At 60.2% G+C, this 12853-nt stretch carries 18 protein-coding genes; 6 read left to right on the top strand and 12 right to left on the bottom strand.

Going from position 1 to position 12853, the window contains the following annotated elements:
- Positions 1–49 precede the first annotated feature (49 nt).
- Positions 50–178: a hypothetical protein gene (locus NKG99_RS14440; RefSeq protein ID WP_352868633.1), complete on the top strand. Its 129-nt coding sequence runs from the start codon at positions 50–52 to the stop codon at positions 176–178.
- 298 nt (positions 179–476) lie between these two features.
- Positions 477–917 carry a PcfJ domain-containing protein gene (locus NKG99_RS14435; RefSeq protein WP_352868857.1) on the top strand — a complete coding sequence of 147 codons (441 nt, stop codon included), beginning with the start codon at positions 477–479 and terminating at the stop codon, positions 915–917.
- Between the two features lie 72 nt (positions 918–989).
- On the opposite strand, the gene NKG99_RS14430 is transcribed toward NKG99_RS14435, so the two are convergent.
- From NKG99_RS14430 to NKG99_RS14415, 4 genes are all read right to left on the bottom strand, one after another.
- Positions 990–1223, bottom strand: coding sequence for a hypothetical protein (locus NKG99_RS14430; protein WP_352868631.1), 234 nt, complete (start codon positions 1221–1223; stop codon positions 990–992).
- A gap of 114 nt (positions 1224–1337) precedes the next feature.
- A complete protein-coding gene (locus NKG99_RS14425) occupies positions 1338–1619 on the bottom strand; it encodes an XRE family transcriptional regulator (RefSeq protein WP_352868629.1) in 282 nt (93 codons plus the stop codon).
- Positions 1620–1642: 23 nt separating this feature from the next.
- The gene (locus NKG99_RS14420) at positions 1643–1807 is read right to left on the bottom strand and encodes a hypothetical protein (protein WP_352868628.1); all 165 of its coding nucleotides are present in this window, start codon (positions 1805–1807) and stop codon (positions 1643–1645) included.
- An 826-nt stretch (positions 1808–2633) separates the two neighbouring features.
- Positions 2634–4493 (bottom strand): DNA cytosine methyltransferase, encoded by a 1860-nt coding sequence (locus tag NKG99_RS14415; protein ID WP_352868627.1) that lies wholly within the window; start codon positions 4491–4493, stop codon positions 2634–2636.
- 735 nt (positions 4494–5228) lie between these two features.
- On the opposite strand from NKG99_RS14415, the gene NKG99_RS14410 reads away from it, so the two are divergent.
- Positions 5229–5672 carry a hypothetical protein gene (locus NKG99_RS14410; protein WP_352868624.1) on the top strand — a complete coding sequence of 148 codons (444 nt, stop codon included), beginning with the start codon at positions 5229–5231 and terminating at the stop codon, positions 5670–5672.
- 355 nt (positions 5673–6027) lie between these two features.
- On the opposite strand, the gene NKG99_RS14405 is transcribed toward NKG99_RS14410, so the two are convergent.
- The 4 genes from NKG99_RS14405 to NKG99_RS14390 all read right to left on the bottom strand — a co-directional run bounded on the left by NKG99_RS14405 (position 6028) and on the right by NKG99_RS14390 (position 8154).
- The gene (locus tag NKG99_RS14405) at positions 6028–6795 is read right to left on the bottom strand and encodes a hypothetical protein (protein WP_352868621.1); all 768 of its coding nucleotides are present in this window, start codon (positions 6793–6795) and stop codon (positions 6028–6030) included.
- A gap of 11 nt (positions 6796–6806) precedes the next feature.
- Positions 6807–7367: a hypothetical protein gene (locus tag NKG99_RS14400; RefSeq protein WP_352868619.1), complete on the bottom strand. Its 561-nt coding sequence runs from the start codon at positions 7365–7367 to the stop codon at positions 6807–6809.
- A 77-nt stretch (positions 7368–7444) separates the two neighbouring features.
- Positions 7445–7981, bottom strand: a complete 537-nt coding sequence (locus NKG99_RS14395; RefSeq protein WP_352868617.1) for a hypothetical protein — start codon at positions 7979–7981, stop codon at positions 7445–7447.
- Positions 7978–8154, bottom strand: coding sequence for a hypothetical protein (locus NKG99_RS14390; RefSeq protein WP_352868615.1), 177 nt, complete (start codon positions 8152–8154; stop codon positions 7978–7980). The genes NKG99_RS14395 and NKG99_RS14390 overlap by 4 nt, the downstream gene beginning before the upstream one ends.
- 312 nt (positions 8155–8466) lie before the next feature.
- Here NKG99_RS14390 and NKG99_RS14385 point away from each other — a divergent pair, with 312 nt between their 5' ends.
- Positions 8467–9027: a hypothetical protein gene (locus NKG99_RS14385; RefSeq protein ID WP_352868612.1), complete on the top strand. Its 561-nt coding sequence runs from the start codon at positions 8467–8469 to the stop codon at positions 9025–9027.
- 266 nt (positions 9028–9293) lie between these two features.
- On the opposite strand, the gene NKG99_RS14380 is transcribed toward NKG99_RS14385, so the two are convergent.
- From NKG99_RS14380 to NKG99_RS14365, 4 genes are all read right to left on the bottom strand, one after another.
- Positions 9294–9500: a hypothetical protein gene (locus tag NKG99_RS14380; protein ID WP_352868610.1), complete on the bottom strand. Its 207-nt coding sequence runs from the start codon at positions 9498–9500 to the stop codon at positions 9294–9296.
- Complete coding sequence (locus NKG99_RS14375; protein WP_352868608.1) at positions 9493–9765, bottom strand: hypothetical protein; 273 nt, start codon at positions 9763–9765, stop codon at positions 9493–9495. The genes NKG99_RS14380 and NKG99_RS14375 overlap by 8 nt, the downstream gene beginning before the upstream one ends.
- A 529-nt stretch (positions 9766–10294) precedes the next feature.
- Complete coding sequence (locus tag NKG99_RS14370) at positions 10295–10555, bottom strand: hypothetical protein (RefSeq protein ID WP_352868605.1); 261 nt, start codon at positions 10553–10555, stop codon at positions 10295–10297.
- Positions 10556–10599: 44 nt separating this feature from the next.
- Positions 10600–10905 carry a hypothetical protein gene (locus NKG99_RS14365; RefSeq protein WP_352868603.1) on the bottom strand — a complete coding sequence of 102 codons (306 nt, stop codon included), beginning with the start codon at positions 10903–10905 and terminating at the stop codon, positions 10600–10602.
- Between the two features lie 493 nt (positions 10906–11398).
- On the opposite strand from NKG99_RS14365, the gene rfbA reads away from it, so the two are divergent.
- Both rfbA and rfbC read left to right on the top strand, forming a co-directional pair.
- Positions 11399–12280: a glucose-1-phosphate thymidylyltransferase RfbA gene (gene rfbA, locus NKG99_RS14360; RefSeq protein WP_352868601.1), complete on the top strand. Its 882-nt coding sequence runs from the start codon at positions 11399–11401 to the stop codon at positions 12278–12280.
- Complete coding sequence (gene rfbC, locus NKG99_RS14355) at positions 12281–12835, top strand: dTDP-4-dehydrorhamnose 3,5-epimerase (protein ID WP_352868599.1); 555 nt, start codon at positions 12281–12283, stop codon at positions 12833–12835.
- Positions 12836–12853 lie beyond the last annotated feature (18 nt).

Here is a 12853-nt window from a genome sequence, read left to right as displayed (position 1 = left end):
TCCGGAAACGCCGTGGCAGGCTGCGCATCCAGTGCCGGCACCGGCAGTAATGAATCCTTGGCCGCATGCCGACGTCTGCCTGCTGCACAATGGCATGCTGGGGGAGGAGCATACGGCGCACGATCACGGGCAGTCGGGAAAATCGTGCTACTTCAGGGTCGGCGAGGTGGAGTATTGAGCCGACATCGACAGAGGGAAATTAAGGCCTTGGCGGTCATGTCCGCGACACGATGCGGCAGACACGCTAGGTCCGACAGCTACTGCACCGACTGCCAGGACCGCCCCGTTCGCTCGTTTCGCCTCCCGAGTGCGTGTTCGCCAGGGGCGGCGGATGGCTCGAAAGGATCGCATGATCCTTTGAAATATTTCGAGAAGCAATTTTAACGCGTCGAAGCTACGCATAAGCATCGTCAACTAAATTTGCCGACAGAATGATTTGAAAAAGGTCGGACGGCAGACGATCCTTCTTCAGGGAACTGAAGGGGGTTACAATGAATGAGGACGGCTACAAGCTCGTCAAACTGCTGACGCCGGAAGCTCTCGACCTCGAATCCAGGCGAATGCATCACTGTGTGGGCCACGGAAGCTACGACGCAGGACTCGCGGCCGGCAATCACGAGATCTATTCCCTGCGGGACCGAAAGGGGCGCCCCGTCGCCACCGTCAAAATCAACCGCGGAGAGATCGATCAGATCAAAGGCAAGCGCAACGCCAGTCCGGAAGCGAGGCACATGGCGGTCTTGAAGCCGGCTTGCGAAGGCGGCCAGGTGGAAGGGGCAGGGAGGCCTTCTGGCCGTATGCCGTCGACATCAACGGAGTCGAGCACGACATCGATGAGATCCCAGCCGGGGCTACGTTCGACAAGCTCAATGCGTCGATTTCCCACGGCATGTCGGTTGACCTGCCGCCGGGCTTGACTGTGCTGGGCAACATGACCATCGGGTTGGCATTGCCGAGATACCTGAGCGGCTGACGATCGATGGCGACGTCTACCTCTCAACCACGCGGCAACGCAGCGTAGCACTGCCGGAGAGCATGCAAGTCGGAGGATCAATCCTGACGTGGTCTGGAGACGAGATCGCCAGGCCGATCCCGGCGCATTTGGCTGAAAAGATCGAAGAGGCTCCGAAGACCAAAAAAATGGGCGGCTTTGCAACCTGATCCCGCCCAGCCCCATCGACGGCGTGCAGTTCGTTTTCGACGATCCTGAAGACGACGATCATCTTCCAGATTCCGCGCCCCGTTAGACCGCCCGCGAATTCCCGAAAAGCTCGTGAAAGCCGAACGGAGCCAATCCGCCCCTTGTTCACCAGTTCGTCCGCGCCGAGGCTTGGTTTTCATCCTGCAATAAACGCTCGCGCCCTTTGCCAAACTTCGAGTGCTTCCAGCGCCGTCTCCAATCTTTCGACCGATATGCCGTCGACCACCCGCCCGCGGACTATGCACCGCATCTGATCTCGTTCGAGGCCGGTCAGTGCGGCCACCTCCTCATCCATCAGTCGACACGTGTCCATGGCGAGCACGATCCTGCCGGCAAAATCGGTCTTGGCACGCGAGCGGTCCCGATCGGACCCACCGAAATCGTCGAAGATGTCGCCGCAGCCGGGCGCGTCGATCATTCCTCCATCAGCACCAGATTGCATCATCCATTTCCTTGACGTTCGTTGCGAAAGAGAGCGGCTTTGACTTCCTTGCCGTTAATCCTGGCGCCAAATTCCCACGGCGTCATCACGTCGAACGCGTTTCGCGTTAGTCCCGGCGACGCTCCAAAAACGTCCGCGTCAAAGTCAAAGGGCGTGTTTGGCATGCCTTCTTCCGGGTATTGCCGGCGCGGGTGATGAAGCCGAGCGAGTATTGTCACTACCGCCGGAGACGGAATTCCGATTCCACGTGACGGAGTAACGGGGAGAGCAATGATTAGCAGAGGATGCTCTTTGGGACGAGAACGCCGTCATTTCCCGGGATCTCCATCGAGACCTGGCGGGACCGAACGACCGAAGCGTCCTGCGCGGCGGATGACTTTGAGGCGTGATTGATTGCGATCACAGCCGGCATCGGCGAGCCTGTCGACGGCATCTCGCAGGATTCGCTTTAGGGCCATCGTATCGAGAGACGGATCGAGCGCGGCTCTTTCGACATACGCGGCAACTGCCGCGGCGACTGCGGCATCGACCGTTGATGCCTCCGGTTGCCCGGTCGCACGGAGGTGAGCGCGATAGCGCCGCTGCCGCCGCTGTTGTTCGCCGTTTGCGGCATCTGCTGGCCTCGGCATGCCCATCCTCCGTCACTTCGATACGCTCACTACGAGATCGAGGCTGCCGATCCGGCATGCAAGCAACAAAGGCCTCTCGGCGGCATGTAACCAAAAGGTGTCAAACGTAATTTATTACGACCTATCATGACGCGCGGAAAACTTTATTCGCTTTGGGACGGTGGCGGCAGGGGAGGGGGACTGAAACAGTCACTTCAAAGCTCCCAATCCATCCCTTCGCGAGGAATTCATTCCGTCATGCACAAGAACCACGCAGAGCTTCGCAGCGCGATGGGCGCATTCTCTGATGTTCCATTCACCGTGCAAAATTATTCTCCCGGAGGTCTCCTTGACACTCCGGGAGATTTTGGACGAGTTCCTGCTACACGCCGCGATGATAGTTTTCGAGATTTCGCAACTCGGTGAGCTTCAATCGCTTCCTGCTGCGCTCGGGTGGCATCTCGGGCAATCTTAGCGCCTGAGCGTAGTCGAACTCGACACCGGTCAGGGCAGTGTAGATTGCCAGGCCGACGGCGTGCGCCATGATCGGTGGGAGGGCGTTCGCGATCTGCCGGGTTTTCGTCTTCCGGTCCTTGTCCGAACCTTCGGCGCCGGCGCCGACAAACTGCCACCCGTCAGGGAAACCTTGCAGCCGCGCCCCCATCTCAAGAGTGAGCGAGAACAGGTCGTCAAGTTTGTGGTTCGGTCCAGGAGCCGTTTCGGCGATTTCGAACGGATTGATCTTCATGTCGATCCAGTCCTCCTTGCGAAGGTTCGACGAAAACGCCAGGCGACCTGATTGTTCCGAGCCGCCAACGATGGTCGACCCGCGACGGTTCGCATAGTTCCTTGCCCATTCTTCAGCCTCCGGCCAGCCATTTGCCGAGACAAGATCGAGCAATACCTCGCCAACCGTCCGATTCCATTCGGGGAACTTTGGCGGCATCTGGAACCGTTGGATTGGGACATCCCGGAAACCGACAAAGGCGATACGCGGACGCAGCTGCGCGAGACCACAGTCGCTGCCATTGATCGAGAATATCTGGCTCTGATATCCGAGATCGGCGAACTTCTTGTATAGGTCGGCCCGGTAATCGGCATTGGCCTGGAAGCCGAAGCCTTTCACGTTCTCGAAGAAGAAGGCTCTCGGCTGGACTTCATCGACCAACCTGACCGCTTCCATGAACAGATCGCGCTCGTCCTCTCGCCCTTTTCGCTTGCCCATGCTCGAATGCGGCTGGCAAGGCACTCCGCCTGCCACAAGATCGACATTGCCACGATGGTGGCGGAAATCCACCTGAGTGACATCGGCGCAATGGACGGGCCCAAACCAGCAATTCGCCATCAGCGTCTCAGCCGCCGCGGGATTGCGCTCGTACAACGCCAGGGCGTCAAATCCGGCCGCATGCAGTCCGAGGGCCTGTCCGCCAGCGCCGGCACAGATCTCAAGCGAAGTGAGGCGAAATGGCGGGCTGGCTTCCTTCGACACAGCCGGCTCGGCCGGAAGCTTGCGCGCCTTGAGGTCACTTTTGGCTATGCCGTTGTCGCTGAACAGCCAGATGATATTCTCGACAAAGTCCCGATCGATGTGATGATGATCCTTGTCGAATGGGTTGCCGTTCTCCTCGTCGACGGCTTTGAATGTGCCATCAGCCAAATTGCGAAGGCCGTCATATGCCTGGGCCAGCCGGACAAGCTGGTCATCGTTGCCGTGGAAACCGTACTCCCATGCGCCGGGCAGTCCGGCCGTGTCGAACACAGTCTCGAATTCGCGAAGGCAGCGACCGACTTCCTCTTGCAGACGAGTCCGACGTGTCTTGAGCTTCGTAAGATCGACACCATCGTCCTGCGCGTCGTTGAAGAAGTCCATAAGAGACTGGGCGAAGAAGATGAACCTGGTGGTAAACGTGTCGAGTTCGACCTGCGCCTTGCGCTGTGCTGACTGTCGCAGCACCTTCAGACGACGGCGCTCCAGTTCCATCTGCGGATCAGCAGCCATTTCCCGTTGACGGCGCTTGATGGAGGAGACGTCGCTTGAATGGACGAAGCTTCCCGCTTCAATTCGTTCGAGGGCTTCCTTGCGGACAGCCTCAGGCGCGGCAATCAGCGACTTGGCGACCGTCAGTGGCAGCCCGCGGGCCGTAATCGTCTTCACATGCTCGCCCAAGGCTTCCGTGAGCCGCAGGTACATGCCAATGTCGCTGCCGTTGAGACCGCACTCCGACACCAGGAACGTCTTCATCTTGGATGCCGGAAGATGGCCGCGTACCCGCTCGATTTCGGCGGCGATCCGAAAGTAGGATTCCGCCATACGCTGGTTCTGCCTGAGCACTACGGTCTTCAGCGAATGCAACGTCTCGCTCAGGTCAGGCTCGGGGTCCAGTTCAAGAGGCTCGATATATACGACCGCGACATATTCGTCCTGAATAGCCTCGGCATCGTCGCGTCCGGGTTTTGTAAATTCCACTTTCAACTCCTACTCCTGTAATGGGAGGCACTATCGACATCCAAAGCCTAACTTCGGATGAAAAGAATACGTCGGTTTCTGGCCAAGCGTCGATTGCATGCCCTGGTTGCAACTTCTGGTTACTGAATTGATATCGCCGTCGGAATTGCGCCATGTCCATGAAATGGAATGGATTTCCTCGAACGGCAATGACGTGAGGACGGGAACCGCCAGGTCGTTCGGCGAGCATTCGTATTCCTGGGAACTCACGCACGACGGTCAAGAGCTCTGCGGCGAGTTCAATCCGGGCTCGCCGATGGACGGCACTGCGGGGCCGCTTGAGCGGCGGCGAATTCGGCATCCGCCGCGATCAGAGCGATCGAATGGGCGGCCTGCGGCGACATGCTGGACGACCCCGACGAAGCAGCCTGACGGTTTCTCAGCCAGCGCCCTCGGCGTGTCTGCTGAGGGCGTATACGGGGAAACCTGGCCGGGGAACGGCAGCAATCAAAACCAAGAAGGGGGACGGTTATGTTGAACACGACTGACGCCAAGAAAGCTATCTTGCTCGAGATAGCTGCAGAGGACGAGATCAAGCGGCGCCTGCAGGCGCTTGGCGAGATCGACTGCGCAGACCTCGCCACGGCAAAGGCGGGTCTAAAGGCTGCGGAGAAGCTCAAGCGGTGCACGGAGGAGGCTCTCTATCGGGTCATCGAGCTGGGCGGCCGCGGCGTTCCGGGACCGCTCCGCAAGGATGTCGACCGGCTTCGGAGCGAGATGGCCGACCGTCTCGAGAACACCTATAGCGCGATCAGCGCCAACGAGCCCGAAGCGGCAGAACACTCGGCGGGCGGCAATGCCTGGTACGCCTTCGCCGACGGTCGCGACACTGTCTACGGTCACGGAACGGAGTCGGAGATCGAAGCAATGGTCTTAAACCAGGCATGCTATGAACGCACGTCACGCCGGGGCTGAACGGCGGGTGTATGCGGACCCTTGCCGACGAGGCGATAGCCATCGCGTCCGCCATGATGCCCGCGCAGCGGTGAGACTTCGGGTTTCTCCGACACGGAGAGGCGGTCATGCCGCCTCGCTTTCGATGTCGAGCGTCCGTAGGACCTCCATCAGCTCGCAAATGAACTGAGCATGAAGTTCCCTCGAGCTTCTGGCCAACCCCTTCCTTCGAGGATTGGCCAGCCGCACGAAAGTGGCAAGGTAGCACGTCGATGAAGGAGCGAACCGCAAGTCATGAGTATCCCAGCAGTCGACGAGTAAGTTGCGTTTCGAAGGAAGCCACCTCGCCAATCAGCAAGTGGCCATTATCGCGTGTTCACCAACCCTTACCTAGCGCGACCCTGCTGTCCCGGGCAGCTTTCCATTCACGCACTTCGGTCAAATAGAATGAAATTTCGCCGAGACGCTGGTAATGTTCAAGCGTTCTGTCAGCGGTTGCTTCGACATTGCGATGCTCACGCCTCATCATCCTTTTGAACAACGGTATGAAGCGAGCGATCACGGTTCCGTCGTCGTACATTTGCATAAAAGCGTCGTACGCGCGCTTTGGAGTGATGTTCTCGGAAAAGTACATACAATGGACCGGCTCCCCGTCTTCAACCCACACAAAGCACCGTTGCAAGACGACTCCGCCGATGCTTTCAGCGTGATCGCGGGCCCTTTCGTATTCGCCCGGTTCTCGCCCTCCGGTTGCATGATATTGAGCGGCAGGCCGGGCGGCATGGCAAAGATCATCGAGGCTGTACACTTCGTAGCAGAACTCTGCCGGCAGGGGTTCGCCGTGCCAGTAGACCGACGCGCTGCGGTGGCGGCCAGGACCCAAACTCTGCATAGCGCCATAACCGTGATGGTGTAACAACCAGACCTCGTCCTCGATCCTTTTATCAAGATCGCATTCTTCCGCACCTGTCGGGGGAATGCACTCGCCAAATCTTCTGTTCCAGTTGTCCACCGCGATCTGGAGCGGACCTCCCATCGCTTCCGCCAATAGAAGCTCCTCTTTCCGATAGTCCCACTCGATTGTAGGATCCCACTCCAGAGTGCCGGTGTCCCGAAGTTTTGAAAGATCAAGTCTGCCAGCCATGTCGTCGACTCCTATGCAAATGTCTCAAGGATGGTTGTCGCGCGGCCAATCATGGCCTCGTACCTGGCGGCCGCCCGCCTCAGGTCGTCGATGATGTCCTGAGAAGGCGCCGGGTAAGCTAGTCCGTTCACTCGCCACTGATGTACAGACTGAAGTGCGCGACCGCTAAGCGCGGCGATATCCTTGGCCGCAAGCCCACAGGCGCGCAGCCGGTCAGAGAGGTCGCGAAATTCGGCCTTGAGCCGCGCGCGCTCAACAGCCGAAACCGATTTCAGCAACTGTGGCCGCCTTTTGGTCAGAGTCTCAAGTGGCAGCGCTTTCAACAAAATCGGCAGTCCTGCTGCAGGTGCCGTATTAGTACGGGGCCGATCGCCCTTCCTCTCCGCCACAAGGCGATTGCGGGAAAACGCGGCGGAAACCGTCGATTCGGACAGACCGGTTGCAAGCGCGATCTGGCTGATCCGGAATCCGCCTCGCCGTGCGGCGGTAAGCAGCGCAAGTGGGAGGGGAGGGCTTTTGCGGGCGCCGGCCTTCAGGACTGCTGCTCGATGGTTTCGGTAATCCGCCGCCATCTTCCAAAACAATACCTTGGGACTTGTCGCAGAGTTCCAAGGGTCGGCTCCAAGCTCAACATTCCTGATCGTCTCCACTAAGCCGCCACCCATCCGTCAGTGTTCGTCAGTTGCGCCAGGCGGATTGAAACGGCCTTGCGGACGAGCGCCTGACGCCGCTCCGGCTGAGCGTCCGGCGCGCTACGCCAATCGCGGGTACGCAGTTCAACGTTGAGAGGTAGCTTGAAATAGGCGACCTGATAGCCATATGCGCCCTCCCAGTACTGATGGAGCGTGGTTGAGCGTGCATCGCAGCCGTCATTCTCCTTGATCCATTCGATGATCTGGTCCGCGGCGGCTCCGTTCCGTCCGCGCCGCGCATGCAAGACGTCAAAGAGGTCAACCTTCGGCGACACGTAGACGACCTGGCCCTCGAAACCCGTCACGAATCCGCCGAGGTTGTCCGCGTGGTCGATCGCCTCATCGAGATCGTCTTCGTCATAAGGACAGATCGGCGCGCGCATCGAGCCAATGTCGTCGACGTCGTTGACGAAGTAGTAGGTAAAAAAGGCATCGGCCGTCCCGCCTATGTTTTCTTCGTCGAAGAGGATCACTTCGTCCCAAGAATCGCTCACGCCTTCCTCCCGACTTGCGCGACGGCAGCTTCGGCCTCGGCGATCCATTTGTCGGAAGCCTCCAGGCTTGCGGCCCGCTTCGCATCGGACTCTCTCTGTGCTGCCTCGTAGTGGTCGAGGAAGTGGTAGAGAGTTTCCATGTTTCCTGCGGTCGGGCCTCCGGTGTTCTTCATTCAGCGGATCTGGTCGGCGAGATTCTTCGCCTTGAATGCTATGTCCCGCCATGCCTTGTCGGCTGCGTCCTTAGCCAGTTCGGCTTCCGCCGGGATCTTCGCAAAGTTCGTCATCGTGCCCCTTTTCCACCAGCGTTCCCCGCCGGCTCTATAAAAGGATTGGTCGAGACCGATAGTATTTCAATCCCCATTGAGCATCTTTTTATTGTCAACAATTGCCATGGCCTGTTGACGTGCCTGCTTTCGACAAGGAATTTGTCTGTTGCATGTAAACAAAATATTTTTCGCCCATGATGAACACGGGAGGGGCGAATGCTTAAAGTAATCCTCAGGGCCATACGGCAAATCATCGGCGGAATCCTTGCGGTCCCGGGCGACTTCCTGCGCTGGCTCACGGGCCAGCAAGGCACGCCGCTGCCTCCGGCGACCGATGACTTCGCTGATGAAGTCGACAGCCAAGCTGCCGAACTGCGCGAACAGCTCGACGCTCCGGCTCCCGAATCCGTGATCGCCGTCAGGTCGCTTGGCGGCCATGTCCACGGCTACGCGGCCGGCGACCTCGCAGACAGGGATGCGTTCGACGTCGCCTCGATCCCGGAGCATGTCTCGGTCGCGCTGCTGACGTTGGCACCCGACCAGCTTGCCCGCCTCGCAAACGCCGGGCCGGAACTCTGCGGACAGTGGGCTCTCGGTCAAAGAACCGGGCTGGTCGGCGTGCCTTCGGTCAAGCGGTGGGTGCCGTCCGTGATCAGCTGGACGACCCGGAGCCTGGTCTCGTTCCCGCAGGCGAAGCGCCTTACGGCATGCGGCCTCGACGGGCAGCCTGATTTCCTCGACGACATCGGCAAGGCTGCGGGAGTCCTTGACACCTGATTTCCGCAGCCAGGACTGCCATGTGATCTCGTGCCGTTCGGCATACGCAAGACAGGCATGCGGGCAGGACTCGATCTCGGATCCTTTCCGTCCAGTGCCCGGGCAACCCCGTCGCCGTCGAAGCGGCCGGCGCGGACGCGGGCTGCGATGTCGAACAAACCCTTGACGCGGGTGTTTTCCATGCTGAAGTCGGACCAGCCGCGCCCCGCGCCTGCGGGCTCGCAAGGAACGAATCGGAGAGTGCGGTTTATGCGTGAACGGGGAGGTCAGTCCTTACCGTGTGGTGGCTTCTCTTGGTGGCGGCGTTCCATCCACCAGGCGTAGGCCTCGTCGAGGACCTGCGCGTTCTTCCTGCGCAGCCGCTTTTCGACCACGGTCATGGCCTGCTTGTTCCGGTACGCCCGAAGCGCGTCCTCGGCTGCGGGCGTTTCCTGTAAGAGGTCTTTGAATCTGTGGTGCAGGTCGTCATCCATTCGCCGACATGCTCCGGATCAGCGCGTCGCGGCTGGCGACCGAGCGGCGGAGCTTGGCGACTTCGGCTTCCAGTTCTTGAACGCGATATACTGCGGACCGGGCGACGGCGAGGGCTTCCCACGAGGACCTCTGGGCGTTGATGAGGCGGGCGTGCCAAAGGCCGTTGGCCCGGCGCTCCCGTGCGTCCTTCATTGCGCCGAGGCCGGCCGCGTGCGCATTGGCGATGACGCTTGCCCCGACTGTGGCGAGGGCGGCGAACTGCATCGCCGCGCCTGTAGCCGGACACGGGACGCTGCGGTGTTGCTGATGTGACATGTGACTTCTCCTTGGGCCGACATGTAGCCGCCGAAAGGCACGGCGTCGACGCCTCCGGGCAGATTTCTGCTGGCATCCCTGGCAGGGATCTAATCCTGTACCAGAGATCCGATTCCTTGCACGACATGCAGATGCGCGGGATTGTCGAGAAGGTGACGTCGACGGGATCTCGTGGGGGAGGCTGCATGAGGTTTCCGGCGATCAAAAGAAAGTCTCGATAGTGCCTTTACAACAGAGCCTCTAGTTCTGGAGTGCCTTCTGGAATGACATGCACCCAGGTCACGCGCCATGAACCGGCCAATGACCTGATGGTCGCAGCCGATGGCGGGGTCGGCCGAGCAGATGGTGAGCAGCAGGTACCAAGCATAGGGGTGAACATGGCGGCCTTCTTCGTTGAAGAAGGATCGGCGGCCGGGCGGGTGCGTTCGGGGCTACGCCCAAAAGAAAGGGGCCACTGCCGAGGCGGCCCCTTTCACGGTCATGCGCCGTTGCGGGCGCGGGAAGCCTCGACAGTCTCGGTCACGAAACCGTCGAGGTCGTTGAGTACTCGCGCTTTCCGGTTCGGCCAGGTCTCACGGGTGCAGAACAGCGTCGAGGAGGCGCCGTAGAGACCTCGGCGCTTGGTCGATGTCGACCAATCCCAGGACACCGTGATCTGCCCGGCGTAGCCCTCGCCGGTGGGATCGAAGTCGACCATTGTCACCGTGACCCAAGGCTCGATGCCGAGACGCAGCGACATCGCGTCGGACGGGCGGATGATGACGTGCTCCTCTTAAGCGGCCCTCATGCCATACCTCCGCACTCGAGCATGCGCAGCACGGCGAGACCGGGCTGCGCCGTAGCCGCGCGGCGAAGCTCCGGGTCCTCGGACCAGGTGAAGCTGAGCTCGGCAGCATCGCCGCGGATCACGCCTAGCGCAACACTGTCGTCCTTGGTGCCAAGGATAAGAATCCGCTTGATGCCGTGTCGTGCTGCGAATGCATCACCGATGCGGAACACGTGCGACCTGAGGCCGTCGGGGCTTCTGCGCGTCCTGCCGATGAGGAGGGGAAGGAAGTTGACGTGGGGGACGAGGACAGGGGTAAACATTGCAGACGCTCCATGATTCGGGGCCGCGCGGCCCCACGATCGGAACCGCTGCGGTTGGTGGCCTGGAAGATGTGGAGGGTGGGAATGTGATCCCTTGCTGTCGCGCTGCCGGAGCTTGTCGCCCCGCGAACATCAACCGCCCGATAGCATCCGGCTACGGCCAAGGTCCAGATCCGCTGACAGAAAACTTGGAGTCAGGGTGAATCCTGCGTTCATGATTTCCGCGGCATCTTACCCGACAGGAAAGAAGGGCTTTGCTGTGCGATTGAGCCCAAGAGGCGAGTCGCCCGAGGCCCAGCATGACAAACTGCTTGTTCCCGTCAGGCCGTCGGCTTTGGCAAGATGACAGCAGTGGGTTCGCCGGGAATTGGCCGCGGCATCGGTGCCGGACGTGGTCCAGTGGTTTGTCGAGCGGCGAGATTGACAAGCCATTGCTTGGAACCTAAGCACGGGCGGCAGGGCCGGGGGGCTTTGGCATGTCAAGGAGAGCTTCTTGAAAGGAATTATCCTTGCTGGAGGCAGTGGAACGCGTCTCTATCCGCTAACATTAGCGATCTCTAAGCAGATTCTGCCGATATACGACAAGCCGATGATCTATTACCCGCTGAGCGTTTTGATGCTCGCGGGTATCCGCGAGATTCTGATCATTTCAACACCGCGTGACCTGCCGGTCTTTCGCGATCTGCTTGGCGATGGATCGGAGTTCGGGCTCGGTCTGTCCTATGCCGAGCAACCGCAACCCAACGGTCTTGCGGAAGCCTTCATCATCGGCCGGGATTTCATCGGAAAGGACAGCGTCTCGATGATCCTCGGCGACAACATCTATTTTGGCGATGGGCTGTCGCAGCTTTGCCGCGACGCGGCCTCGCGCGAAAAGGGCGCTTCGGTGTTCGCCTATCATGTCGAGGATCCCCAGCGTTATGGTGTCGTATCCTTCGACAAGGCCACCGGGACGGCGCTGACGATCGAAGAAAAGCCGCGGAACCCGAAATCCAACTGGGCAGTCACCGGTCTCTATTTCTACGACAATGACGTCGTCGACATCGCCCCCTCGATCCGGCCCTCGGCGCGTGGCGAACTCGAGATCACGGCGGTCAACAACGTCTATCTCGAGCGCGGCCAGTTGCATGTGCACCGGCTGGGGCGCGGCTACGCCTGGCTCGACACCGGCACGCATGACAGCCTGCATGAAGCCTCCTCATTCGTGCGCACCATCGAGCATCGCCAGGGCATCAAGGTCGCCTGTCCGGAAGAGATCGCCCTTGAACAGGGTTGGCTGACGGCGGACCAGGTTCTGCGTCGTGCCGACCGCCTGGGCAAGAACGAATATGCCGCCTATCTGCGCCGGCGTGTCGTGGACCTGTCGGAGGGCTAGATGCTGGAAGTCAGGTCCCTTGGCATCGATGGCGTGCTGGAAATCGTGCCGAAGCGGCATGGCGACGCGCGCGGTTTTTTCGTCGAAACCTACAATGCCGAGCGCTTTGCGCAGGCCGGCATAGACTTGGCTTTCGTGCAGGACAATCATTCCTATTCCGCGGCCGCGGGTGTCCTGCGCGGGCTTCACTACCAGCTCGCGCCGCGGGCGCAGGACAAGCTGCTGCGCGTCATCCGGGGCAGCATTCTCGACGTCGCGGTCGACATTCGTCGCGGCTCGAAGACCTTTGGGAAATGGGTCGCTCTCGAAGTGTCGGCCGAAAAGGGCAACCAGATTCTGGTGCCGAAAGGCTTTGCGCACGGCTTCGTGACGCTCGTGCCCGACACCGAGGTCCTGTATAAGGTCACCGATACTTATTCGCAGGCGCATGACCGGTCGATCCGTTTCGACGATCCCGCCATCGGCATCGAATGGCCGTCATTGACCGGTGGGTTCCAGCTTTCGGACAAGGACCTGAAGGCGCCGCTATTGGCCGCCGCCGACGTGTTTGCCTGATGGATTGCCAAAGGATGA

Origin of the sequence: Mesorhizobium sp. M1409, assembly GCF_040317535.1 — a bacterium.
Classification (GTDB): Bacteria; Pseudomonadota; Alphaproteobacteria; order Rhizobiales; family Rhizobiaceae; genus Mesorhizobium.
This window is presented reverse-complemented; position numbering and strand designations above follow the sequence as displayed.